This window comes from Nocardioides baculatus (assembly GCF_016735675.1).
Taxonomy (GTDB): domain Bacteria; phylum Actinomycetota; class Actinomycetes; order Propionibacteriales; family Nocardioidaceae; genus Nocardioides; species Nocardioides baculatus.
On record NZ_JAERSG010000005.1, the window covers coordinates 94,959 to 118,558 of the forward strand.

Below are 23,600 nucleotides of genomic sequence, written 5' to 3' on the forward strand. Positions count from 1 at the left end.
ACGACGAGCTGCGGAGCCATCCCTACCGGTAGTCGCGGAACGACGGACGGAACGCGTCATCCATCATCAGGCGTTCGGGGTACTTCAAGCAGAGCGGGTGCAGGACGCCACCGAGGATCGCGGTCCACGGGATGGGGTAGCCGTCGTTGTCCCCCAGCGCATTGCCGGGGCTGGCCCGCAGTGCGGGGCTGTAGTGGTCCAGTCGTCGATGCACCTCCGCCAGCCATTCGTGCGTGAGGGGTGACCCGGGCTTGGCGGCGAAGGCACACATCGCGAGGAGGAGTCGATAGTGGCGCCGGAGGGCTGCGCCGACCTCACCCTGCTCGGGAGCCACCGTGTGGGGGCCGAGCTCGCGGAAGCTCATCATCCAGTGCTGGGGCGAGGCGTTGAGCGAGTTGACCGCCGCGAGGACGTCGCCGTACTCCCGCTTGATGTCGAGGTAGGCGCCACCGTGGTGATGCATCAAGTACGCGCGCAGGTAGTCGGAGCGGTGCACGAAGGACAGGTGGTCGTACGCCGGATGGAGCGGGGCGTCAGGCACTACCCACTCCTCGAGGTTGGCCGGGGTGATCAGCGTGATCGGGAGCCGAGACTCCAGGTCCGCGAAGGCCGCGGCGCGGTTGACGGACATCTGGTTGTCGCCGGTCCACAACGCGAAGACACGCACCGGAGCCGGCCCGCTCTCGTGAACGGCGACCTTCGGTGTCTCGGCGATGAACGATTCGGGAAACAACCCGTCCGAGTAGGTGAAAGGCCGGACGGTGTCGACGAGGCGATGCACGCGGTCGCGGGCGGGATCGAGGCGGGGAGCCAGTCTCCGGCGTGCGACGAGCTGCGCGTGCTTGACCTCACGTGCGATGTCGATGAGGCGCATGACCAGGCAGTTTTGCACACCATCTCGTCCGGTAGTGATCGCTAGTCTTCATCCCATGCCGGGCAGACGAGTGGTGGTGGACTCGGTGCCGGTCAATGACGAGCTGGACCTGCTCGAGCTCAGGCTCGAGCACCTGTCGCCATATGTCGACCGCTTCGTGATCGCGGAGTCGGCGCAGACCTTCACCGGCGAGCCCAAGCCGCTCCACGTCACTCAGAATCTTGACCGGTTCGCGCAGTACGCGGACCGCATGGAGATCGTCATCTACGCACCGGGTCGGGATGACAGCGCGTGGGATCGCGAACGTCTCGCCCGAACGACGCTGCTGCAGCGACTGCAGCAGCTCGAGGAAGACAGCGTTGTCCTGCTGGGTGATGTCGACGAGTTCCCCAGCTCCTCTCAGGCGCAAGCGCTTCAGACCGTCGACGGGCCTGTCGTGGTCCCGCTGGACACGTTCTACCGTCGAGCGAACTGGCGTCTTGAGCTCGACACCCCGTTCCTCAAGACAAAGGCAATGCCCGTTCGCGACCTTCCAGGTGACCTGCACGCTCTGCGGCTGGACGAGGAGCTTCCGGAAGTGACCGGCGAGCGGGGAGCGCACCTGTCGTTCATGGGGTTCGACGCGGCGGCTCTCGCGGCCAAGCTCCTCGCCTTCAGCCACACCGAGTACCAGTTCGCGGCCTCGGCGGCAGAGCGGGTGCTCGGGGTGTCCGACGACATGGCACTCGACCATTTCGGACGGTCGCGAGCACGCGGCGGGGGAGTGCTGACCTACGTGGCACCGCCCGACGAGTCCGAGCTCCATGGCTGGCTACGGAGTCGGCGTCCTGAGTGGTTCGGGTCCCGCCCCAAGGCCGTTCACGTGTGGCGCGCGATGAGCGCGGCCGCGCTCGACGAGGCGATGAGCTCACACGACGCGTCCAAGCTCGCCGACCTGGGTGCCTGGGGCACCGTACGCAGCCCGTCGGCGCGCCGACTCCTCGTGCTGCGGGCCCGGGCGGCCCTGGGAAGGATCCGCCATGGGCGACGGCACTGAGACCGGCGACGCAGCGCCCAGCGTCACCTTCGAGACGAAGGTGTGGGAGGGCGACTACCGCGTCGTCCTGACGGAGGAGCGCCTGTCCGCGGCGCTCGACCGCAACTGCTTCGAGTTCGCCAGGCGCGTGGTCCATGTCAACAACGTCGACAACCGGCGGGCCGTCGAGCGTCGCGCGCGTTCGGTGGTCGCCGCAGGACTCGTCGACGACGTCGTGTTCGTCGAGGACCACGCCGCCTCCGCCCTCGACCACTTCGGTCTCACCGTGACCGACCTGGGCCGCGGGTACGTCTACTCGATCAGCGAGCTGGTCAGCATCTACCTGGCGACGACGGACCATGTACTGCACTTCGCGGGCGACACGATCCTCAGCCAGGAGTACAACTGGCTGCCAGACGCTCTTGACCTCCTCCGTCGGCGTCCGGATGTCGCCGTGGTCAACCTCAGCTGGACGTCGGACATCACGGCCGTCGAGGCCGAGTCCGAGGATCGCGACGGCGACTTCCTCCTGGGGTACGGGTTCTCCGACCAGATGTACCTGGTGCGGACGTCAGACTTCTCCGCACAGATCTACGGGGAGTCGCACCCCGCGTCCGACCGCTATCCCGACTATGGCGGGGAGCTCTTCGAGAAGCGCGTCGACTCCTGGATGCGCAACCACTCGAGGCTGCGAGCCACCTGGACCGATGGGTACTACGCGCACGAGAACATCCGCGCGCCCGGTCTGAAGAACCGCCTGCGGGGATCTTGGTTCATGCCGGGAGGCGGTCGCTGACAGGCTCGGTCATGTCTCCTCGACGTCCGGGGGCGACGGCCATGGCGGCGTGCTCGCAGCACGCATCTCCCGCCTCCATGCCACGCGCGGAGCGGTCGGTCGGCCCGCCACCCGTTGGACGGATCGGGTGGCGAAGTTGACCACAGCGACGGCGCGCATGGCGTGCCGCAGGGACCTCAGGCCTCCCCATTTGTCCGCATAGGTGATGCGGGAGCGCACCAGCCACTCGTTCGACCGGTCGAAGTCTGTCGACGAGCCGCCCTCGTGCTCGACGGACACCGTGGGCAACAACCAGGCACTCACTCCGACGTCGGACAATCGCCTCTGCAGGTCGACCTCCTCCGAGTAGAGGTAGAAACGCTCGTCGAAACCATCGACGGCCCGGAAGGCATTCGCCGGGAGCAGGAGCAGCGATCCCTGCAGCCAGTCCACCTTCCGCGGGTGGGGATCGCGAGGGCGCACACGCCCAGTGGCGCGCTGGTACCAGCCTTGTTCCGAGAACTTCTGGAGCGCCACCAGACGCTCGATCACCCAGTGGTGGGTGGTCGGAAATCGACGGCCGGTCGGTTCCTCGGCGCCCGCCGGGGTCGTGGTGCGGGGCCCCACCACCGCCGGCATCAGCGGCGTGGCCTGTTCCACGAGGCGCGCCACGAGGTCGTGCGAGAGCCTGACGTCGCTGTTGAGGACCATCAGGAGCTCGCCTCGGGCCACAGCGGCGCCGCTGTTGACGGCGGCACCGAAGCCACCGTTGTCTTGACGGCGTACGACGACGACCTCCGACTGGTCGGGGAACTCAGTCGGCGAACAGTCGTCCACGACGATCACCTCCAGCAGATGGCCGCTTGTCTGGTCGTGGAGGTCGGCGACGACCTGCTGCGCGAGCGCCGGATCGCCGTAGTGCGGAATGATCGCGGAGACGCGGGGTGTGTCGGCCGGCACCCGGGTCATCTGCCCCGACCGGCCCGCAGCGGTGACTCGGCCGAGGATGCGGGTGCGTCGAGAGAGCCGAGCTCCACCAGACGGGCGAAGGTCGAGTTCTCCGAGCGCACGTCCTCGAATGTTCCAGCGCTCGCGACCTTGCCGCTCTCCATGAACACCAAACGGTCGCAGTGGCGGACGGTGGAGAGCCGGTGAGCGACGACGATGACGGTCACTGTCCCGCGCAGGCTCTCCATCGTGTCGGTGATCCTGCGCTCGGTCTGGTTGTCGAGCGCTGACGTGGCTTCGTCCAGCACCAGCAGAGAAGGGTTCCGGTAGAGCGCGCGCGCGATGCCGACGCGCTGACGCTGTCCACCCGACAGGCGCATGCCGCGCTCGCCAGCGAGGGTCTCGAGACCGTCAGGCAGGTCGTCGATGAGGTCCTGGAGCTGTGCGCGTTCGATGGTGTGGGCGAGTCGCGTCGGGTCGAGCGGCTCGTTGAAGGCGATGTTCTCGCTGATGCTGACGTCGAGGAGCGTCACCTCTTGGGGCACGACCGCGAGCTGTCGCTGCCATGCGGGCAGGTTGTCGAAGACGGAGACGGTGCCCGCCCGGATCTCGCCCCGCTGCGGGTGCTGGAGACCCAGGATGACGTCGACCAGGGTGCTCTTGCCGGCCCCGCTCATGCCAACGACGGCGAGCGAGGTGCCGGAGGGGATCTCGAGGTCCACTCCGTCCAGCACGTCGACCTCGGGGCGTCCGGGATAGGCGTAGTGAACTCCGGCGAGAGTCAGGTCGCCGGTCGGGACCTCGTCCGTGACGACCCGCTGCTCCTCCTCCTTGGCACTCACCTGCATCTCATCGTGGACGGCCACCAGATGCTCCAGGGGTGCCCTGGCGTAGCGGACGCCGGACAGCGCGCTGATGAGGCGGACGGAGCTGGGCAGCACCCGCGTGCCCGCCGCGACGAAGAGGCCCAGCAGGACCAGCCCGTTCTGGCCGCTCTCCCCTGTGGTGGCAACCGCAGCCAGCACGCCGATGCCCAGCACGAACGTGATCTCCAGGAAGTAGGACGGCAGCGAGGTCAGGATCTGTGCCCGGACCTCGGCCTCGGCGCCGTCGGTGCTCTTCTCCCGGAACTCGTCGACGAACGGCTGGTGAGCCCGGCGCAGCCTGATCTCCTTCACCGCGGTCAGGGACTGCAGGCTGGACTTGGACACAGCCTGGGATGCGATCCGGGTGCGCTCGCCGGCGGCCTGGATGCGTGGGCGGATCATCCGCTGGACCACGAAGGCGGCGATGCCGAAGTAGAGGCCGGCGGCGAGTGCGATGGTGGGCGAGATCACGAGAAGCGAAACGAAGATGAAGGTGATGGTGAAGACCTCGGTCAGAGCGCCCATCGCGGACGCCAGCCCACCCGCGTAGCCCATCGCCACCGCGCCCTGGACGGTCCAGAGCTTGTCACCGGTGGTCTGACTGAGATGCCACCAGTAGGGAGCCGTGAGGTATCCCCGCAGCATCTGCGTAGAGATGTTGATGTTCTGGATGGCCATGAAGCGCAGCTGCCATCGCTTGACGAGCAGGGCCGCAACGTCCTTCGCAACGAACGCGCCGAAGATGATCAGCGCGAGGGAGAGCACGAGGACGCGTGGCTCCGGGTCGCCCAGCGCATCGCCCACCTTCCCGACGGCGCCAGAGTCGAGCGATTGCCCTGTCACGTACTGCATCATCGGCAGCATGGCGAGCACGCCGACCATGTCCAGCACCGCCAGGAACGCCGACAGGCCGATGGAGACGACGAGCCGCTTGCGAGTCGGGTGGTCGATCAGTGCGCCGGTCCCGGGCGGGAAGCCGAGGACGCCGGCCAGACGTCGGAGTGATGGACCGGTGAGGCTGCGCACGCGCACAGTCTGCCTTGCCGCATCGACCTCGCGTGGGCGCCTCGAGAGTTAGGGTGCCGTCGTGGAGGACATTCCCGGCAGGTGGAGCTCTTGACGATCCGTTTCATGGTGCCTGACCTCCCGACACCCAGCGGGGGGATCAAGGTGATCTACCGCTACGTCGAGCACCTCTGCGCCCTCGGGTACGACGCTCGTGTCTGGCACGGCGCTTCCGGGTTCGCGTACGAGTCGTGGGGTTCGACGGCTCCGGTCGACACCGGGGTGGAGCTCGACTTCGCGGCCGGTGACGTCCTGGTCATGCCTGAGACGGGCGGCTCGAAGTGGAGCTTCCTGTCGGAGGGTCAGCCGGTCGTGATGCTCTGCCAGGGCATGGACTTCGTCTTCGCCAACTCCGACTTCCTCACCGACGAGCCGGGCGACTACCCGGGCTGGCCGCACGCGACCGCCGCGATCACCGTGTCGGACGCGATCCACACCTTCCTCGACCGCGCCTGTCACGACGGCTTCCCGCTGCACAACGTGCCAGTGCAGATCGAGGACTGGTTCCAGCCCGGCGCGAAGGAGAAGCGCATCGCGCTGATGCCTCGCCGCCGGCGCGAGGACCTGCTCGGTGCCGTCCAGCTCGTACGTCGCTCGGGACGTCTCGGTGACTGGGAGATCGTGCTCATCGACGGCATGACCCAGCAGCAGGTGGCCGACGAGCTCGGCCGCGCCGCGATCTTCCTCTTCGGGGCCGAGCGCGAGGGCGTCGGTCTTCCGGGCGCCGAGGCGATGGCCTCGGGCTGCTACGTCGTCGGCTTCACCGGTGACGGAGCGAAGGAGTACATGCTCGCCGAGCACGCGTCCGTCATCGCCGACTCCGACGTGGTCGGAATGTGCGACCGCACGCTCGAGGCGATGGACTGGTTCGAGCACGACCGGGCGGTCATCGATGACCGAGCGCGTCGCGGCCACGACTGGGTCCGCTCCCGCCACAGCGGCGAGCTGGTTCGGGAGCGCCTGAGCACAGCCTTCGCCGCGATCACCGCACCCGGGTCACCGTCCTTGCTGCCTGAGGCCGTGACGTTGGAGCACTACCAGGCCCACGCTCCGGCCACCGACCCCTACAACCGCGCGCGCGTCGTCGTACGCGGTGCGGGTCGGCGGGTGCTGGACCGGATCGAGGGCCTGCGCGGATGAGCGGACCGAAGGACGTCGCACGGAAGATCGCGGCCCCGGGCCTGAGCGCGGCGCGCCGTGGCCTCGGTCGTCGCGTGGTGAACTGGACCCCGGACTTCATGGGGTTCGGCAACCAGCTCTACCTCTGGGCGTGGGCCCATGCGCACCGCGACGAGAAGCCATCACCGCGCGTGCTCGTGATCGACAAGATGCGCTACTGGATCTCCTACTTCCCGGACGTCCAGCCGTGGTTGCTCGAGCCGGGGGAGGTGAAGGCGCTCGACCAGCGGGCCCACCACTGGGCCCAGCCGCTCGAGCACTCGGGTGATCCGCGGGGCTACACCGATGAGAGCCGGGCAGCGTTCATCCGGGACTGGCTGCTCACGTCGCCCGCCCTGTCCTGCCTCGCGGACTCCGAGCTCGCACAGGACGATGTCCTGACCCTCAACGTCCGGCGTGGGGACTACTACAGCAACCCTGTCCACCGCCCGGAGTTCGCCATTGACCTGTCCGCCTACCTGCACCTTGCGGTCACGTCCGCCGTCGAGACAGACGGGCCGGTCCGACGGGTGCACGTCGTTTCCGACGACCAGGCCTGGTGCCGGCAGCGCCTCCCGTGGTTGTCCGGTGTCGCGGACGAGGTCACCTACCCGGGCCCTGACGAGGGTCCGATCGACAACTTCAGGGACGTCTCGTCGTCTCGGCGACTGGTCATCTCCAACTCCACCTTCTCGATCTGGGGCGCAGCAGTGGCCGCCACGGCGCTGGGCCGCACGAGCGTCTGGGCGCCTGCGTTCTTCCAGGCCCGCTACGGCCCGGGACGGTGCTACGAGTACGACCAGCAGTGGAGCTTCGTCGATGAGCTCCCCGGCGGCTGGCAGCCGGAGTGGGTGCTGGCCGGCGAGGGCGTCAGGTCCGGCGAGACGTGAGCGGCTGATGCACTGGCGAGTTCGGAAGGCGGCCGACCGGGCGCAGGACCGGTGGGTCCGTCGCGGTCCGCGCACCGTCCTGTGGACCCAGCCGACGGCGCACCTCGGCAACTTCCTCTACGACTGGATGCACGCGTGGGACCAGCGCCGGCAGGGTGCTGACATGGTCTGCTTGCGTACGTCAGCGATGGAGCGGTGGATGCCCCTGTTCGGTGACCCGGCGCGCGAGCTGGTCGTCGATCGGGAAGACGTACGTCTGACGGATCGTCGTGAGCGCGGGCTGCACAACGAGTTCGGTCCCCACTTCGACGAGAGCACCCTCGGTCGTTTCATCGAAGGCTTCCTCGAACCGAGCGGCCTCCTCGACGCTGACCGCGTGCCCGCAGGCCTCAGGCTGGGCAACGATGGCGTCGTGGTCAACGTCAGGCGAGGGGACTACGTCACGAACGAGTCGAACTGGCGCAACTACGGCTTCGACGTCCACGACTACCTGCGTGTCGCGCTCGACCGAAGCGTTGCGGTCGGTGGGCCGATCCGGCGGATACTCGTCGTCTCCGACGGCATCGAGTGGTGCAAGGCGGAGCTGGGGTGGTTGTCGCGCCGGTGCGAGGTGCTGGACTTCGAGGACACCGGTCGGCCGCCGGAGGTGCATCTTGCGGTCCTGTCCCACGCGTCGAGGCTCGTGCTGACCAACTCGACGTTCTCCTACTGGGGCGGCTACCTGAGCGCGTGGCGGTCCGGCCGGCCGGAGCAGGTCGTCGCTCCGTGGTTCCACATCCGGACCGATCTTGGCGGTGCCGCATGGCAGCTCGATCCACGCTGGAGTGTTGTCGAGGACATCCCCACTCAGTGGCGGCTCCCTGATCCTCAGTGAGGCGCTGCCGCCCTCGCCACGATGTCCATCGGATCGTCGTAGTCCATCAGGACCGTGACGATCGAGTCCCCGGTGGTCTTGTGGTGGTCGGAGAACTCGAGGCCGATCTTGAGCTCTCGGAACTTGGCCTGCGCCTCGTCGCCGAGGTAGTCCTTCGCGCCGGTGCCGGAGAGGTACGACGTCGCACCGACCATCTGGAGCTGCTCGAGCACACGGTCGGCCGCCTTCTCCTGCGGTGGGTCTGTCACCACGACCTCGGTCGTGATCCCGAGGTAGTCGCGCATCGACAGGATCAGCTGGTGATTGATGTCGGCAAGGTTGTGCGAGTCGACAGCGTGGACCATCGCGAGCACATCGTCGCTGCGGTCCTTCCAGTGGCGGGCGTTGCGGTAACGACCGGTGATCGACGACTCGAGGTGGTCCTGCCAGCCGGGCTTCACCGTCGTCTGGTTGATCGGGATCAGGTGGGGCTTGGTCTCCAACGGGAGCGTCACCCACGTCTCGCGCATCATCACGCGGCGCTGCACCCAGTGCTTCTGGAGCTGGTCGTGCACGGCCAGGACGAAGAGGTCGCAGTTGACCATCTTGAACCAGAACCCCGGCCACGGCAGGAGGTCGGGCTGGTGGATCGCGACCTTCACCGGCGGACCGTCCGGACGAGCGCGAACTGCTCGGCATACGGCACGAGCCGCACCTGTCCGAGCGCACCGGCGATCTGTCGGACGCTGTTGATCGGGTGCACCTCGGTCGGGATCTCCGACTGGTAGGCCTGGCAGGCCGCCTCCTTGGCGGTGATCTGCTCCTCCGTCAGCGCCTCGAAGACGTTCCACCGGAGGTCGGTGGGGTAGAGGTTCACGTCGTAGACCGCAATGTCGTAGACGTAGACGCTCGGCGGGAACCAGTGGTCGAGCGACATCGACACCCGGCACGACCGCATGCCGGCCTCGTAGACCGCGATGTGGTCCTGATGGAGCGAGGGATAGGGGAGGTACAGCTCGTCGGGCTTGACCTCGGCCATGATCTCGTCGATCGCACCGACCATCTCGGTCATGTGCTGCGGGGTCTGTCCGTCGGGGAAGCCGAGGCGGCGCGACTCGGCGACACCGAGGATCTTCATCGCCTCGACGTGCTCGCGGGCGCGGGTCTCGCCACTCTCCGTCATCACGACGACCACGCACTCGTCCGGGTGCTTGGCCATCAGGCCGCCGCACCCCATGGCCTCGTCGTCCATGTGGGGGGCCAGGATCAGCCGCAACATCTGCGCTCCTTCGTCGGGACGCTCGGAAGTCTAGGTGCGTCAGGTCTGGAAGGATCGCAGGCGTGACCCGACCCCGCGTGGTGCTGATCAGCATGTACGTCGGACACGAGGGCGTGCCGCACGCGGGAGGTCGCTACCTCCTCGAGCTGCAGCGCCTTCTGGACGCGGAGACCGACCTCACCATGCTCACCGTCGGCAACCAGCTCAATCACGAGGCCGCAACGCGTCCAGGCATTCCGGGGCGGATGCTCCTGCTCGGGCACGAGGCCGGACGTGGGCCCGTCCGACGTGTGCTCAACCGTCTCGCCCACCTCGCCGACACGACGTGGCGGCACAAGCGAGATCCGGGCATGCCGTCGGCGGCGTTCGTGCTTGGCCTGCTGCGCTCGAAGGAGGCGCGAGCCGCAGTGCAGGCGGCTGACATCATCGACCTGCAGTACTCCGAGTCGATCCGCCTGGTTCGCCTTCTTCGGCGCATCAATCCCAGCGCCCGGATCACCGGCACCTTCCACGACGTGATGAGCCAGTCATTCTCGCGTGAGCCGCAGACCACGGAGGACGAGCGGCGCTACTGGCAAGGAGTGGCCAGGCGCTCGCGTGCGCGCGAGGCGCGGATGGTGGAGCAGCTCGACGAGGTCCTGGTCTTCAGCCAGAAGGACGCCGACCTGCTCGGCAACCCGTTGCACACTGTCGTGCACCCGCCCCTGTCCGATGGCGCCGAGCCCCGGCACGAGCGAGCAGACGAGCCGGTGGTGATCGTCGTGTCCTACCTCGCTCGCGACGAGAACAACAAGGCCGCACTCTGGGCGATCGACCACATCTGGCCGCTCGTGCGTGCTCGGCGTCCCGACGCGGTGCTCCGGTTCGTCGGTGGTGGCGCCTCCGACGAGCTGCGGACCCGGGTGGCAGATCTGGGTCCTGACGGTGGCGTCGTGCTGGCGGGCTTCGTCGACGACCTGTTCGCGGAGTACGCCGAAGCGTCTGCCGCGCTGGTCCCGGTGCTCCAGGGCGCGGGGGTGAAGTTCAAGACTGTCGAGGCCATGTGCCACGGGGTGCCGGTGGTGACCACCAGCGTCGGAGCCGAAGGCATCGAGGGGGAGGACCTGTACGCAGGGTTGGCCGACGCGCCGGAGGCCCTGGCCGCCTCGCTGGTGTCCGTGCTCGACGATCCCGGCGTGGCCCAGCTCCGTTCGGACCGGGTGCAGACGTGGGCGCAAGGCGTGTACGGGCGCGAACGATTCCGGGACATCGTCCGCTCGACGTGGATCGGTTGAGGGCCGGTCACGGACCGTCCTCAGACCAGCCCTCGCTCCACGCAGGACGCGGCGATCTCCGCCCACATGCCTCGCGCGCTGAACCTGGTCTGCGCAGCGACACGAGCTGAGGCACCGAGCGCTGCTCGTTGAGCCGGGTCGTCGCGGAGCTCGAGCAACAGCTGTCGCCAACCCTCGGCGTCACCGACGTCGACGAGGCGAGCAGTTGTGCCGTCCTCGAAGTACTCCCGCATCGCCTGCGTCCCGGTCACTGCAACGCACGCTCCTGTCGAGGCAGCTTCGAGTGCCACGCTCTGTCCGGTGGGGTAGGCGAGCTCGTGGGTAGGAACGACCACCACGCGTGCTCGTCTGAGCAGCTCGCGGTAGTCGGCCAGGGGTACGAGACCCATCATCCGGACGTTGTCCGGGACATCGAGTCCGGCCACGTTGGCCGGGGCGCACACGAGGGTCAGCACGAGATCGGTCCCGCGAACAGCGTCGAACAGCGTCCGGTAGTCGCGGCCCCTGTCCTGGCCCACGGCGAGGAGCTCGATGTCGCGGGGACCGGTACCCGGTGTGTAGTAGTCGTCGTTCACTCCAAAAGTCACCGGCAAGGTCCGGTCACGGCTGATCCCAGCGTCTTCGAGGATCTCGGTCTCGTGCACCGACATGTGGGTGATGAGGTCGGCGCCGGAGTATCGCTTGGCCAGCTGCCGCCGTGCCTCGGGCGCCGCCGAACGGATGTCTTCGGCGAGCCACACCGAGAAGAGAACGAGCGGCTTCGAGGCGTAGGGAGGCAGGCGCCACCGGCGTGCCGTCGACACAGCGGCCCCCTGCTGCTCGAGAAGCGCCAGCACCACGTCGCTGCGGGCCGCGGCAGCCGTACCGCGGAGGGCCCGCTCGACAGGAAAACCGGCGCGGTGCTCGATGACGTCGCGCACCTTGCTCCACGCGGGACGGGGCGACCGCGGAACCCACTCGAGCGTCCATCCTGCATCGCGTAGTGCGTCGACGCCGTAGGGAAGACCAGCCGGAACTTCCGCTCGCTGGAACCGCTCGCTCCAAGCGTCCAGGTCGTGCTCGGACAGGACCAGCGCCCGCGTCAACGTCTGCCTCGGATCAGAGACAGTTCGATGCGGGCGGTCTCGGCAGCATCGATCTGCCGCCCCGCGGCCTGACGCATCGAGTTGACGACGAAGTTGGCAGCGGTCGCGGCCGTGAGCGCCGCCTGCAGTCGACGCCGCGATCCCCACTTGGCGGCGTACAGCATCTGCCCCTGGACCAGCCAGCGTCGCCGCGACTCCGAGGGTGACGAGCCCCCACCCTCATGGACGACCGTGGGTGTCCGGAGGGCCACGGCCTTGACGCCGCGCCCGCGGAGGCGCAGCTGGAGGTCGACCTCCTCGGAGTTCATGAAGAACCGCTCGTCGAAGCCGCCGACGGCACGGAACTCTGCCGTTGGGATCCACATCGCGGCACCCACGACCCAGTCCACCTCGGCCTCGGCTCCGTGTGCGCGTACGTCATGGCCGACCGCTCGGTGCCAGGCGGAGGTACCGCGGAAGCGAGCGAGTGGAGTCAGCCACGCAGCGACCTGGTGGCGGACACGCGGGAAGTCGCGGCCGACCCACGCCTCCTGGCCGTGCTCGTCGACCATCCGTGGTGCCAGCACGGCACTGGGGTGCATCCGAGCAGCGGCGACCATCTCGGCCACGAAGGTGGGCTCGATGGTGAGGTCGCTGTTGAGCACCAGCACGGCATCGCCGGTGGCTGCATCAGCTCCTGAGTTCACGTTGGCGCCGAAGCCCCCGTTGGATCGCCTCCGGACCACCTGGATCCCGGGACGGTCCGGAAAGGGTTGGGGTGACGCGTCGTCGGCGACGATCACCTGCACCGGATGCGTCTGGACTGCCAGCTGGTCAAGGAGGGCGAGGGTGGGAGTCGGGTCACCGTGGTGGGGCACCACCACGCTCACGGAGTCAATTGCCGAGGGCGCGTGCCTGACCCACTCGGAGTCGCCGACTCGTCCGCCAGCGACCGCGGCCGCCTCGACAACCCATGCAACTGCCTTTCCACGCACCCGCCGTGGCATCCGGGGCAGCGCGGCGTCCACGCGGGCCCCGAGTGCGGCGGCCGAGGTCCGAGAGTCGATCCGGTCCGCGGCCGCAGCGACGGCCCTGCTCCACGGGCCGCCCGCCTTGGTCGTCGTCGGACGGGTGCCGGGGTGGCGTGCCTCGAGGTCGAGCGCAGAGGCCCCCGAGGTGAAGGCACGCGCGGCCCGGGCGGCCGTGTCGGGAGCAGGTCCACGGTGCTCCACCTCGAGGGCCGGGTCGATCACGATTTCTACGCCCGAGCGCGCGAGCCGGAACCCCAGCTCGGAGTCCTCGCGATAGCCCATCGTGAGGTCGAAGCCTCCGGCTGCGTCGTATGCGGCCTTGGGCACGGAGTTGCAGGCAGCCCAGTGCCTCCACCTCTCGTCCGCAGGGCGTGAATAGGCCTCGGACAGAAGTCGCGCGTTGGCTGGACGGCCGTAGGACTCCGCGTAAGGCGAGTCCTCGAAGACGTCCCGCGTCAACGAGATGACGCCGAGAGGTGCCGCGTCGTGGGACCGATCGCGGTGCCAGGCAAGATGGCCCGCGAGAAGTCCACGTGGAAGTGACAGGTCGTCGTCGCAGCGCAGGACGATCTCTCCGCCGGCTTCGGCATAGCCTGCTGCTAGGGCGGCAGCGACGCCGTTCGAGCCCTCGCGTGTGATCACGCGCAGCGGCAAGCGGTCGGCGTACTCCTCGAGCAGTGCCCGACTGCCGTCCACCTCGCCGTCGAGGACCACGATCACCTCCCATGGGTCCGCCAGGTCCTGCCGAGCGAGCGCCTCGAGCAGCCCAGGCAGTCGGGACACCCCTCCCCGGGTGGGTACGACGACGGAGATGGCGACGTCAGGCACGTGGTGATCCTAGAAAGGTGGGCGGAGTGCGTTGATGTGGCGCGGGGCCACCGTCCGGGTGGCCATCACCGTTCGGCAACTGTCTCAAGGTTGATGAGCAGCAGTCCTTCGGAGACCTGCATGTATCCCGGCTCGGGGTAGGCAGGCATGGACTGGAGCAGCTCATGTCCTCGCTCCAGCTCATCGGAGCTGGGATCGACGACATTCATGCCGCGCATCTGCAGGAAGCGAAGTGCCTCGCCATCCGTTCCCATCACTCCAGCCTCGAAGGTGCTTCGTCCGGACCAGGCGGGCGGTCTGGAGTACTCGTCCGACCGGGGAGCGATGACTGCCGGTAGCGGTGCGGTGAAGTCGCCCGGCAGTGATCGATAGGTCGTTGCCACGTTCGCTGCGACAGCGAGATCCTCCTCGTACACCATCGTGCCGGAGTAGAAGATGCCGTTGCCGAGCGAGGCGTTGCCCGCAACGGCCAGTATGGCGAGCACCACCATCGCGTGACCGGCCCACGACCGGTACCGATCGCGCATGGCCGGCAGCCCCACGCCCAGCACCATCACCACGATCAGGGGCAGGTAGACCATCGACCTCTGGAAGATCACGCGCGTCATGACAGCCGCCACGAACGGGATGATCGGCAACGCGATCAGCACGAGCATGCTCCACAGCCGCGCAGTTGCAGTTCGCGACCACGCCACACGTACGCCGGCGATGAAGACGATGCCGACGAAGATGGCTGGCAGCGGGTTCGAGTAGCCGAGATAGAGCCAGCGCTCGACAATGATGCCGAACGTTCGGCTCGCGGCATCGACGACCCGCGTGACCGGATCTGCGACGGCACCGTTCACGTCCACCATGCTGGTCACGTAGTTACCGCCCTCGCGCGGGAGGGCGAGAATGAAGACGTACCTCACGAGGAACCACGTCACGGTCGCCCCTACCGCGACGGCGGCGCAGCGCAGGACGGTTGACAGCTTGGGGCTTCGCCAGATGAGGGCCAACAAGGTCACCCCGAGCACGAATGCGAAGCTTTCGTAGACGCCGATCGCGACGGCTCCGAGCGCTGTCGCGGCCACCGTCGAGAGCGGTGTGTGTCTTGTCATCAGTACAGCCGCGCAACCCGCGCAGGCGGCGTACGCGATGCCCACGCCCAAGGCGTTGATCATGAAGCTGAAGTGGAAGACGAGCGCTGGCAGGCTCATCGCGAGGGAGACCGCGAGTGCCGACTCCCATTCGGTCAGGTCGAACACACGGCGAGCCGTCCACCAGAACGCCGCGACGCTGAGGGCGAGTCCGAGCGCGAGGGGAACGAGCGGGACGTTGGTCGACGGGAGCAGCAGGGCCGCAAGACCCATGCCCCACCGCCCTTGGTTGCTCCAGACCTCCAGCATCTCGACGCGAGACATGTTCCAGTAGAGCGGCTCGTCGACCGAGACATTGAAGTTGAACAGCTCGAAACCATACGTGAGCAGCACTGTGCCCAAGAGAGCGAGATGCGACCACTTCACCCCGGTCGACAGGGTCGACGCCCTCTCGTGCCCGTGGTGATCGTGCTGTTGCGTCATGTGTCGGCGTTCCTTTTCTGTCGATTCCGCACGAGTGTCCACCATGAGGTTGACGTACAGGTGTGGTTTCACAAGCCGTGCTCAGGGCAGGCCCTCATGTGAAGACCTCGTGGGCCGAGCTGAGTGGAGGGCCCGTGGACTGGATTCCGGCCGACGACCTGGCGTGCCGAACGGATGTTTGGCGGCGCTGTTGGCGGCCACGCTGTGGGTCAACCGTCTCCGCGCGCCATGCCTACGACCTGGACGACTGCATTCCGTGCGTCCGAGCTGTCCTTGGATCGAGACCGCCTCAGCTGACGGGTTGCTCTGGCGGAGGTGCCCCCAGCTCGATGAAGACGGCTTCGACGAGATCGCGCACCTCGTCCTCGCCGGACACCGGTCCGCCTGCCAGGAAGCCGTCGGCACCGAGGAGGACGGCCGAGGGCGGAAGGAGACCGAAGACCCTGCGCACGTTCCAGTCCGGCTCGTAGGTCGAGAGCTCCGGGGAGTGTCCGGTCTGTCCCCTCGCCGCGTGCTCGTCGGGGTAGACCACGATGACGCCGATCACCGGGTGGAGGCGCCGCGCCCACTCGTCGATCTTCTCCCCGGTCCGGACGCACGGGCCGCAGTTGGCGTTGAGCGCGATGACCAGGCGCGCCTGGGACGTGGCGGCCTCGACCAGCGTGAGCGGGTGTCCATCGAGGCGGTGGACGACCCCGTAGGGGATCGGCTGCCGCTCGTAGTCCGCGATCTCCGCATCCTGGAGGACGTCGCGCTCGGCGGAATGGGCAGACGACGATGCCGCGGCCACCAGGAGTGCAACCGCAACGGCTGCGGCCGTCGCCAGCAGCGCCCACCAACCGGCGGCACCCAGTTCGCCGAACGCGTCGACGGCCGAGCCGCCCTGGAGGGCGTACCAGAGCACGATGGCGGCGATGACCGACAGCAGGATGTTGCGACCCAGTGTCCGCGGCCCCACCTCGTGACTGCCGATGCTGCCGAAGCACGAGCACGACACCGACTCGTCGAACCGCAGGGCCCGGGCGATCAGGGCGGTGTAGGCCAGCATCAGCAGCAGGACGAGCGCCGCGGGTAGCCAGGCGACGGCGGCCGGTGACACCAGCAACAGCACGGCGAGCACGATCTCCGCCCACGGGAGGGCAGCTGCGCTCGGGCCGACCGGAACCACGCTCGGCACGCGCAGCGCGACGAAGGCATCCTGTGTCGCCCGCGCGTCGCGCAGCTTTGCTGCTCCGCTCGTCAGCAGCACGGCGGACAGCGTGAGCAGGAGGACGAGCACAGCGACGGGTGCCGACGACATGGCAGGAATCGTACGGCTCGTCGGCCATAGTGGTGCCCCGTGAGGACCGAGGGGACCACAGCGCGTGACCGCAGCGTCGACGTCGCCCGCGCACTGGCGATGGTCGCGATCGTCGTCGGGCACGTCGAGCGGGGTCTGAGTGCGGCACTCCTCATGCCGTCCGACACGGCCGTCACGTTGGATCGTGTCGTCTACCTCGTCCACCTCTCGACGTTCGCCTACCTGTCGGGACTCTTCGTCCGGCGGTCCGTCGTGCGCGACGGTCCGCGGCTCCTGATGGTGCGCCGCACCACACTGCTGGTGTGGCTCTACCTGCTCTGGTCGCTGATCCAGGGCTTCACCCGCGTCGCGGCGTCGTCGGCATCCAACACAGCGATCACGGTGAGCGACGTGTTCGAGCTCTGGGTGCCCGAAGGACAGCTCTGGTTCCTCCCGTGGCTGATCGCGGTGACCGGCATCGCAGCAGTTGCCCAGCCATGGCGAAGCGTCCTGCGCGGTGCTGTCGTCCTGACGGTGGCGGCCGTGCTGGCCGTCGCCGTGTGGGGTTTCGAGCCGTTGTACGTCTTCACCCGTGGCTGGGCCCTCCTCCTTCCCTTCCTGATCGGGTGCGTCGTGACGCAGTCACGACACGCGGCTCTGGCCCGACACCTGCCGCTCGTCGCCGGAGCGGCAGTCGTGGGCACCGCGGTCTGGCTGTGGATCGGTCTGACGACCGTGGCCACGACGCCCACGACGGGCGGGGACGTGCGGACGACCGCGACCGTGGCCCTGGGGGTCGTCGGTTGCACGGCGGGCACCGTGGCGGTGCTGGCCTGCGCGGCGCTGCTCAGCAGGTCACCGGCCGCGGGGCTGCTGGCCCTCGTCGGCCGCCGGTCGCTCGAGATCTTCCTGGCTCACATCGTGGTCACGGCAGGCACGCGCGTCGCACTGGTGAGGCTCGAGGTGACCGATCTCTGGGTGCACCTGCTGGTTGGGACCGTCCTCGGCCTGGTCGTACCGCTGGCCGTGGCGAGCGTGGCCGAGCGGCTGGGCTGGACCTGGCTCTTCGGCCTGCCGCGGCTGCACCGTGACCCACGTCGCATCGGTGAGTGAACGAACGTACTCACACGCTGCATCAAGATCCTTTACTCTTGACTTCGATGAACCTTGGATAATTCTTCGATCTCGGGATGTGGAGAGTGAACGACGTCGGTATCTCGGAGCGCGCAGCCACCCGTCGCACGGTCGTGCGAGGCGCAGCCTGGACCCTCCCGGTGGTGGCGGCAGCCACGGCCGCTCCCGCCTTCGCGGCTTCCGCCTGTCCGAACAGGACCGCCCTGCTCCCGGTGACGTGGTCGGCGACCTCGACCACGACCAGCCAGAGCGGGACCACGACCACCGGAGCGACGGTCACCGTCAGTGCTGCCTACACGCAGGCGGGTGCCGCTCCGGGCTCCTTGGGGACGAACAACCTCAGCGCGCAGACCGCAGCCAGCACCCGCGACTCCTTCGCCATCGTCAACAACTCGCCGGCGACCCTCCTCGGCGACCCGGCGACCAACTTCCAGACGGTGACGTTCACCTTCCTGCAGCCCGTCTACGGACTGACGTTCTCGATCGACGACATCGACCGGGGTACGGGCTACTGGGACTACGTGAGCCTGACCGCCACTCCGAGCCAGACGCCGTCGGCCGGCTACGGCAACCCGACGACGATCACGGGCGCCGGGACCGATACGAGTCCCTGGCGCACCACAGTGACCACGGGGGGTGACAACCTTGCGTCGCAGTCCGTCGCCGTGACGTACGCGAACGGCGCCGTCGGCGTCACCCAGGTGCGACTCAAGTTCTGGTCGACCACCCAGACCGCGACGTCGGCAATACACCTCCTGCGACTGAGGCAGATGTCGTTCCGCACCTGCGCCTGACAGCCCGCCGGCGCCGCACCCCCTTATCGTCCGACGCTCGCGCGGAATGGAGCGCGTGCCGACGGGGTTGTCGTCCTTCGATGACCTCCCCAGCCGAAACCCGCCCTGACATCCCGGCCGCCGCCGACGCGCCCGACGACTCCCGACGCATCTCGATGCTGCTGGGCCTGCTGTTCGGCCTGGCGGGGATGGGGTCCTCGAGTGCTGCCGTGACGCTGCCGCTGCTCGGCCCGGACCTCGGCGTGAGCGCCGGGATCGCCGCGTGGACGATCAGCCTCTACGTGCTGATGCTCGCCGTGACCACGGCGCTCTACGGGCGGATCTCCGACCTCGTGGGAGTCCGGGCGCCGCTGCTGGCCGGGCTCGTGCTCATGTCGGTGGGCGCGCTCGTCGCGGCTCTCGCGCCGACCTTCGGGGTCCTGCTCGGCGCCCGGGTGCTCCAGGGTGCGGGCGCTGCGGCAGTCCCTACCCTGGGCGTCGCCATCCTGTCGGCGCGCTACACCGGCGAGGTCCGGGGGGTGGCGTTCGGCCGCCTGGCGGGAGTCGCGGCGGCGGTGAGCTGTCTCGGTCCCCTCATCGGTGGCCTGGTCGAGGCATCCTTCGGCTGGCGCGCGGTGATGGCTCTCCCCATCCTCGGCGCGCTCGTCATCCCGTTCCTCTGGCGCGCGCTGTCCACCGACGGCACGGGCGCACGACTCGACATCGTCGGCGCCGTGCTCGTCGCACTGACCGCTGCCGGGATAGTGCTGCTCGTGCAGTCGCCCTCGGGCGGCCTGGTCGTCGCCGCAGTCGGCGCCACGCTGCTCGTCCTCGGCGTCCCCGCCGTCCGCGCGACCGTACGCCGACGCCCCGACGGGTTCCTGCCGGTGGAGGTGATCCGCAACGCGACCGTGGTGCGGAGCGCCGTCGCTGCCTCGGCCGTGCCGGCGTCGTGGTTCGCCATGCTCATCGCCCTCCCCGCCGTGCTGCTGTCCGACGGCTGGGAGGCGTGGCAGGTCGGCCTGGCGATGGTGCCGAGCGCCGTCGTCGCGCTCGCAGTCCCGCAGCTCACCGGCCCGCTGCTCAACCGCGTGGGGTCGGCGCGCGCCCTGGCCATCGCCGGCGTGGTCGCGTCGGTCGCGCTCGTCGTGGCGACGGTCGGCGCGTGGGCCACGAGCGCACCGGTGCTGGTGGTCGGCATCGTCCTCGTCACCTTCGCCTTCGGCCTCGGTCAGCCGGCGTTGAGCGCGGTCGTCGGCGATGCGGTGCAGCCTGAGGTGCGTGGGGTGGCGCTCGGGGTGTCGACGCTGCTGTTCCTCATCGGCGGGAGCATCGGCTCCGCCGTCGTGGCCGGCATCAGCGGCCCCCTCGGCATGCCTGCCGCGCTGCTGGTGCTCGCCGTGCTGCCGCTGCTCGGCCTCGTCGTGCTCAGGCCGACGCTGCGCCGCGACCCGAGCTGAGGGTCAGGTCCGCGTCCGCTCGGCGAGCGCGACCGCCGCGCGCTCGACGACCGGCAGCTCCTCGGGGTCGCGCGCGGCCTCGTGCGGCACAGCCCCACCGAGAAGGGCAGCGGGCGAGGTGAGCCAGATCCAGGTCCGCCACGGGTCGGCCCCGGATGCCAGCAGTGTCTCGAGGACGACCAGGAGCTCGTCGCGCACCTGGCCCTCGGTGTCGAGCTGGAAGGTCGGGACGAGCGTGGCGCCGTCGTGGGGCACCAGCAGGCAGGCCCGCCGCTCCGCCGCCTTGTGCAGCGCGAACCGGGCGGCGTTCTCCGAGACCCCACGCCGACGCCCGACCTCGGCGTAGTCGACCCAGCCACCGTCGAGGAGCGCTGACCGCGCCCGGCTCTCCCGACGCAGCCGGACCAGCTCCACCGGTACGGCGTGGGTCGGGTCGTCACCGACCGAGCGGAGCAGGGCGTCGAGCTCGGCAAGCCGCTCGTCGGACACGGGGTCGCCGGTTGCGGGGTCGCGCCACGTCACGCCCTCGGGGCCGCGGTCGTACGTCGGCAGGCCGGCCGTGGCCAGGTGGTCGGCCAGGCCGAGGCCCTCCAGCCATTCCGCCAGCTCGCTGCCGAGAGTGCGGGAGGCAGGAGAAGCGGGGGCATCGCGGGACTCGGGCACGGGAATCGACTGTACGGGACCCTGCCGACGAGCGGTTTCGCGCTGCTCTAGACCACTAGCAGGTGTCACCGTCTAGTGGCAATTCGGTGGCAAGCGGGGGTCTTGTTACTCCCTAGTCTCGTCGAAGACTTAACCAATTCTCCTGTGGGGGAGATCAAGGGGAGAACCGATGAGTACAACCATGTTTGCTGCCCGACCGACACGGCGCACCTTGGTGCGCGGAGCTGCCTGGAGCGTGCCTGTCGTCGCCCTCGCGGCCACGGCGCCCGCGTTCGCCGCGTCGACCGCATCGACCGATTTCACCGGCGTGGCCGGCACGGCGGAGAAGTGGAGCAACGGCAACGAGAAGCACGTGTCGTGGGACCTGCAGCTCACCAATGGCCCGGTCGCCATCGACGAGATCCGGATCACCTTCACCTACAACCCGACCAGCACGGGGCCGTTCACGTCGTTCGAGATCTACGGCTACGCGGCGACCTCCGGTGCCCGCGACACGTCGTGGACCTATCCGGCGATCTCGACGCCGACCTCGACGCTCACGGCGACGCACCTGCCCGACATCGCGGCCAACTCGACCTACCGGCTCCACACCGACTTCGCCGGTGGTGACAACGCCGCCGGAACGGTCCAGGCGACGGCACAGATCAAGTACGTCGGCTCGACGACGTTCGTCTCGCAGACGGTCGGTCCCATCACCTGGGATGCCGGAAAGCAGCACACCCACCCGGCCTGATCGTCACCGCACAGGCAACAGCCCGGCTCCGCATCGCGGAGCCGGGCTGTTCCCGTGTCTGAGGTGCTGCGTCAGCCCTTGTTGGCCTTGCGCGCCTGCGACGCCGTCTTGGCACGGGCGTTGGCGTCGAGCACGACCTTGCGGATCCGTACGGTCTCGCGGGTCACCTCGACGCACTCGTCCTCGCGGCAGAACTCCAGGCACTGCTCGAGGGAGAGCTTCTTCGGCGGGATCAGCTTCTCGAAGTTGTCGGAGGTGGCGGACCGGATGTTGGTCTGCTGCTTCTCCTTGGTGATGTTGACGTCCATGTCGTCGGCGCGCGAGTTCTCGCCGACGATCATGCCCTCGTAGACCTCGGTGGTCGGCTCGACGAAGAGCACGCCACGCTCCTGCAGCGACGTCATGGCGTACGCCGTCGCCGCACCGCTGCGGTCGGCCACCAGCGAGCCGGAGTTGCGCGAGCGGATCTCGCCGGCCCAGGGGTGGTAGCCCTCGGAGATGTGGTGGGCGATGCCGGTGCCGCGGGTCTCGGTGAGGAAGTCGGTGCGGAAGCCGATCAGGCCACGCGCGGGGACGACGAAGTCCATCCGGACCCAGCCGGTGCCGTGGTTGGTCATGCCCTCCATGCGGCCCTTGCGGACGGCGAGGAGCTCGGTGATGGTGCCGAGGTACTCCTCCGGGGCGTCGATCGTGAGGCGCTCGAACGGCTCGTGGACCTTGCCGTTGACCTCGCGGGTGACGACCTGCGGCTTGCCGACGGTGAGCTCGAAGCCCTCGCGACGCATCTGCTCCACGAGGATCGCCAGCGCGAGCTCGCCACGGCCCTGGACCTCCCAGGCGTCGGGGCGCTCGGTCGGGAGGATCTTGAGGGACACGTTGCCGATGAGCTCGGAGTCGAGACGGTCCTTGACCAGGCGCGCGGTGACCTTGGCGCCCTTGACCTTGCCGACCAGCGGCGAGGTGTTGGTGCCGATCGTCATCGAGATGGCCGGCTCGTCGACGTGGATCAGCGGCAGTGCGATCGGGTTGTCGGCGTCAGCGAGGGTCTCGCCGATGGTGATCTCGGGGATGCCCGCGATCGCGACGATGTCGCCGGGACCGGCGGACTCGCCGGGGACGCGCTCGAGGCCCTCGGTGATGAGGAGCTCGGTGATGCGGACGTTCTTCACGGTCCCGTCCCGCTTCATCCAGGCCACGGTCTGGCCCTTCTTCAGCGTGCCCTGGTGGATGCGCAGGAGCGCCAGCCGGCCGAGGAAGGGCGACGAGTCGAGGTTGGTCACGTGGGCCTGCAGCGGCGCGCCCTCGTCGTACTGCGGGGCGGGGATCGTCTCGAGGATCGTCTTGAAGAGCGGCTCGAGGTCGGAGCCCTCGGGCATGGTGCCGTCCTCGGGCTTTTCCAGCGAGGCGATGCCGGCCTTGCCCGAGGCGTAGACCACCGGGAAGTCGAGGGCGTCCTGGCTGTGCGACTCGTCGAGGAGGTCCATGAACAGCTCGTAGGACTCGTCGACGACCTCGCTGATGCGGGCGTCGCTGCGGTCGGTCTTGTTGACGACGAGGATCACCGGCATGTCGGCGTTGAGCGCCTTGCGGAGCACGAACCGGGTCTGGGGGAGCGGGCCCTCGGAGGCGTCGACGAGCAGCACGATGCCGTCCACCATCGACAGGCCGCGCTCGACCTCGCCACCGAAGTCGGCGTGGCCCGGGGTGTCGATGATGTTGATGACCATCGGCTGGCCACCGCCGGCGGGCCCGGCGTAGTGGACCGCGGTGTTCTTCGCGAGGATCGTGATGCCCTTCTCGCGCTCGAGGTCGCCCGAGTCCATGACGCGGTCGGCGACGCTCTCGGCCTGGTGGGCGGTGAAGGCACCGGCCTGGCGGAGCATCGCGTCGACCAGCGTGGTCTTGCCGTGGTCGACGTGCGCGACGATCGCGACGTTGCGCAGGTCGGAGCGGGACTGGGTGGGCATGCAGGGGCCTTCCGGGCGGTGACAGACGAGTGGCCACGAAGGCCGGGCGACCAACACGGCCGCAGCGTCAAAGTCTAGTGCGACGCGCGCGAAACGCTGATTCCGCGAA

Annotated in this window: 21 protein-coding genes; 10 read left to right on the forward strand and 11 right to left on the reverse strand. The window is 68.7% G+C overall.

The annotated features are described in order from the left end of the window. Positions 1-22: 22 nt before the first annotated feature. Positions 23-874 carry a glycosyltransferase family 32 protein gene (locus tag JI751_RS16025; protein WP_201938873.1) on the reverse strand — a complete coding sequence of 284 codons (852 nt, stop codon included), beginning with the start codon at positions 872-874 and terminating at the stop codon, positions 23-25. Between the two features lie 55 nt (positions 875-929). On the opposite strand from JI751_RS16025, the gene JI751_RS16030 reads away from it, so the two are divergent. Both JI751_RS16030 and JI751_RS16035 read left to right on the forward strand, forming a co-directional pair. Further along, positions 930-1,910 carry a glycosyltransferase family 17 protein gene (locus tag JI751_RS16030; protein ID WP_201938874.1) on the forward strand — a complete coding sequence of 327 codons (981 nt, stop codon included), beginning with the start codon at positions 930-932 and terminating at the stop codon, positions 1,908-1,910. Next, the gene (locus tag JI751_RS16035; RefSeq protein ID WP_201938875.1) at positions 1,894-2,685 is read left to right on the forward strand and encodes a hypothetical protein; all 792 of its coding nucleotides are present in this window, start codon (positions 1,894-1,896) and stop codon (positions 2,683-2,685) included. The genes JI751_RS16030 and JI751_RS16035 overlap by 17 nt, the downstream gene beginning before the upstream one ends. Positions 2,686-2,694: 9 nt before the next feature. Here JI751_RS16035 and JI751_RS16040 read toward each other — a convergent pair whose 3' ends face one another. Next, complete coding sequence (locus JI751_RS16040) at positions 2,695-3,624, reverse strand: glycosyltransferase family 2 protein (RefSeq protein ID WP_201938876.1); 930 nt, start codon at positions 3,622-3,624, stop codon at positions 2,695-2,697. Positions 3,625-3,629: 5 nt separating this feature from the next. Then, entirely contained in the window at positions 3,630-5,504 is a 1,875-nt protein-coding gene (locus tag JI751_RS16045; RefSeq protein ID WP_201938877.1) for an ABC transporter ATP-binding protein, read from the reverse strand. A 105-nt stretch (positions 5,505-5,609) separates the two neighbouring features. On the opposite strand from JI751_RS16045, the gene JI751_RS16050 reads away from it, so the two are divergent. The 3 genes from JI751_RS16050 (at position 5,610) to JI751_RS16060 (ending at position 8,465) form a co-directional block, all read left to right on the forward strand. After that, entirely contained in the window at positions 5,610-6,683 is a 1,074-nt protein-coding gene (locus JI751_RS16050; protein WP_201938878.1) for a glycosyltransferase family protein, read from the forward strand. Next, positions 6,680-7,591 carry an alpha-1,2-fucosyltransferase gene (locus JI751_RS16055; protein WP_201938880.1) on the forward strand — a complete coding sequence of 304 codons (912 nt, stop codon included), beginning with the start codon at positions 6,680-6,682 and terminating at the stop codon, positions 7,589-7,591. The genes JI751_RS16050 and JI751_RS16055 overlap by 4 nt, the downstream gene beginning before the upstream one ends. Positions 7,592-7,778: 187 nt before the next feature. Beyond that, positions 7,779-8,465, forward strand: a complete 687-nt coding sequence (locus JI751_RS16060; protein ID WP_201938882.1) for an alpha-1,2-fucosyltransferase — start codon at positions 7,779-7,781, stop codon at positions 8,463-8,465. On the opposite strand, the gene JI751_RS16065 is transcribed toward JI751_RS16060, so the two are convergent. Then, the gene (locus JI751_RS16065) at positions 8,459-9,106 is read right to left on the reverse strand and encodes a WbqC family protein (RefSeq protein WP_201938884.1); all 648 of its coding nucleotides are present in this window, start codon (positions 9,104-9,106) and stop codon (positions 8,459-8,461) included. The genes JI751_RS16060 and JI751_RS16065 overlap by 7 nt on opposite strands. Next, complete coding sequence (locus JI751_RS16070) at positions 9,103-9,723, reverse strand: PIG-L deacetylase family protein (RefSeq protein ID WP_201938898.1); 621 nt, start codon at positions 9,721-9,723, stop codon at positions 9,103-9,105. The genes JI751_RS16065 and JI751_RS16070 overlap by 4 nt, the downstream gene beginning before the upstream one ends. A 62-nt stretch (positions 9,724-9,785) precedes the next feature. Here JI751_RS16070 and JI751_RS21955 point away from each other — a divergent pair, with 62 nt between their 5' ends. Next, positions 9,786-10,997 (forward strand): glycosyltransferase, encoded by a 1,212-nt coding sequence (locus JI751_RS21955; RefSeq protein ID WP_201938900.1) that lies wholly within the window; start codon positions 9,786-9,788, stop codon positions 10,995-10,997. A gap of 20 nt (positions 10,998-11,017) precedes the next feature. Here JI751_RS21955 and JI751_RS16080 read toward each other — a convergent pair whose 3' ends face one another. The 4 genes from JI751_RS16080 to JI751_RS16095 form a co-directional block, all read right to left on the reverse strand. Then, positions 11,018-11,917, reverse strand: a complete 900-nt coding sequence (locus tag JI751_RS16080) for a glycosyltransferase (protein WP_201938902.1) — start codon at positions 11,915-11,917, stop codon at positions 11,018-11,020. A gap of 161 nt (positions 11,918-12,078) precedes the next feature. Continuing rightward, on the reverse strand, positions 12,079-13,920 hold the full coding sequence (locus JI751_RS21960) for a glycosyltransferase family 2 protein (RefSeq protein ID WP_201938904.1): 1,842 nt from the start codon (positions 13,918-13,920) through the stop codon (positions 12,079-12,081). 65 nt (positions 13,921-13,985) lie between these two features. Further along, the gene (locus JI751_RS16090; protein ID WP_201938905.1) at positions 13,986-15,482 is read right to left on the reverse strand and encodes a glucosyltransferase domain-containing protein; all 1,497 of its coding nucleotides are present in this window, start codon (positions 15,480-15,482) and stop codon (positions 13,986-13,988) included. A gap of 289 nt (positions 15,483-15,771) precedes the next feature. Then, the gene (locus JI751_RS16095) at positions 15,772-16,782 is read right to left on the reverse strand and encodes a MauE/DoxX family redox-associated membrane protein (RefSeq protein WP_201938906.1); all 1,011 of its coding nucleotides are present in this window, start codon (positions 16,780-16,782) and stop codon (positions 15,772-15,774) included. A 39-nt stretch (positions 16,783-16,821) separates the two neighbouring features. On the opposite strand from JI751_RS16095, the gene JI751_RS16100 reads away from it, so the two are divergent. The 3 genes from JI751_RS16100 (at position 16,822) to JI751_RS16110 (ending at position 20,128) form a co-directional block, all read left to right on the forward strand. After that, on the forward strand, positions 16,822-17,874 hold the full coding sequence (locus tag JI751_RS16100) for an acyltransferase family protein (protein ID WP_201938908.1): 1,053 nt from the start codon (positions 16,822-16,824) through the stop codon (positions 17,872-17,874). A gap of 86 nt (positions 17,875-17,960) precedes the next feature. Next, the gene (locus tag JI751_RS16105) at positions 17,961-18,689 is read left to right on the forward strand and encodes a hypothetical protein (RefSeq protein WP_201938910.1); all 729 of its coding nucleotides are present in this window, start codon (positions 17,961-17,963) and stop codon (positions 18,687-18,689) included. 80 nt (positions 18,690-18,769) lie between these two features. Then, positions 18,770-20,128, forward strand: coding sequence for an MFS transporter (locus tag JI751_RS16110; protein ID WP_201938912.1), 1,359 nt, complete (start codon positions 18,770-18,772; stop codon positions 20,126-20,128). Positions 20,129-20,131: 3 nt separating this feature from the next. Here the strand turns inward: JI751_RS16110 and JI751_RS16115 are convergent, their stop codons facing one another. Continuing rightward, entirely contained in the window at positions 20,132-20,791 is a 660-nt protein-coding gene (locus JI751_RS16115) for a hypothetical protein (protein WP_201938914.1), read from the reverse strand. A gap of 235 nt (positions 20,792-21,026) precedes the next feature. On the opposite strand from JI751_RS16115, the gene JI751_RS16120 reads away from it, so the two are divergent. Next, entirely contained in the window at positions 21,027-21,524 is a 498-nt protein-coding gene (locus JI751_RS16120; RefSeq protein ID WP_201938915.1) for a hypothetical protein, read from the forward strand. 71 nt (positions 21,525-21,595) lie between these two features. On the opposite strand, the gene typA is transcribed toward JI751_RS16120, so the two are convergent. Further along, a complete protein-coding gene (typA, locus tag JI751_RS16125) occupies positions 21,596-23,491 on the reverse strand; it encodes a translational GTPase TypA (protein ID WP_201938917.1) in 1,896 nt (631 codons plus the stop codon). Between the last annotated feature and the right edge of the window lie 109 nt (positions 23,492-23,600).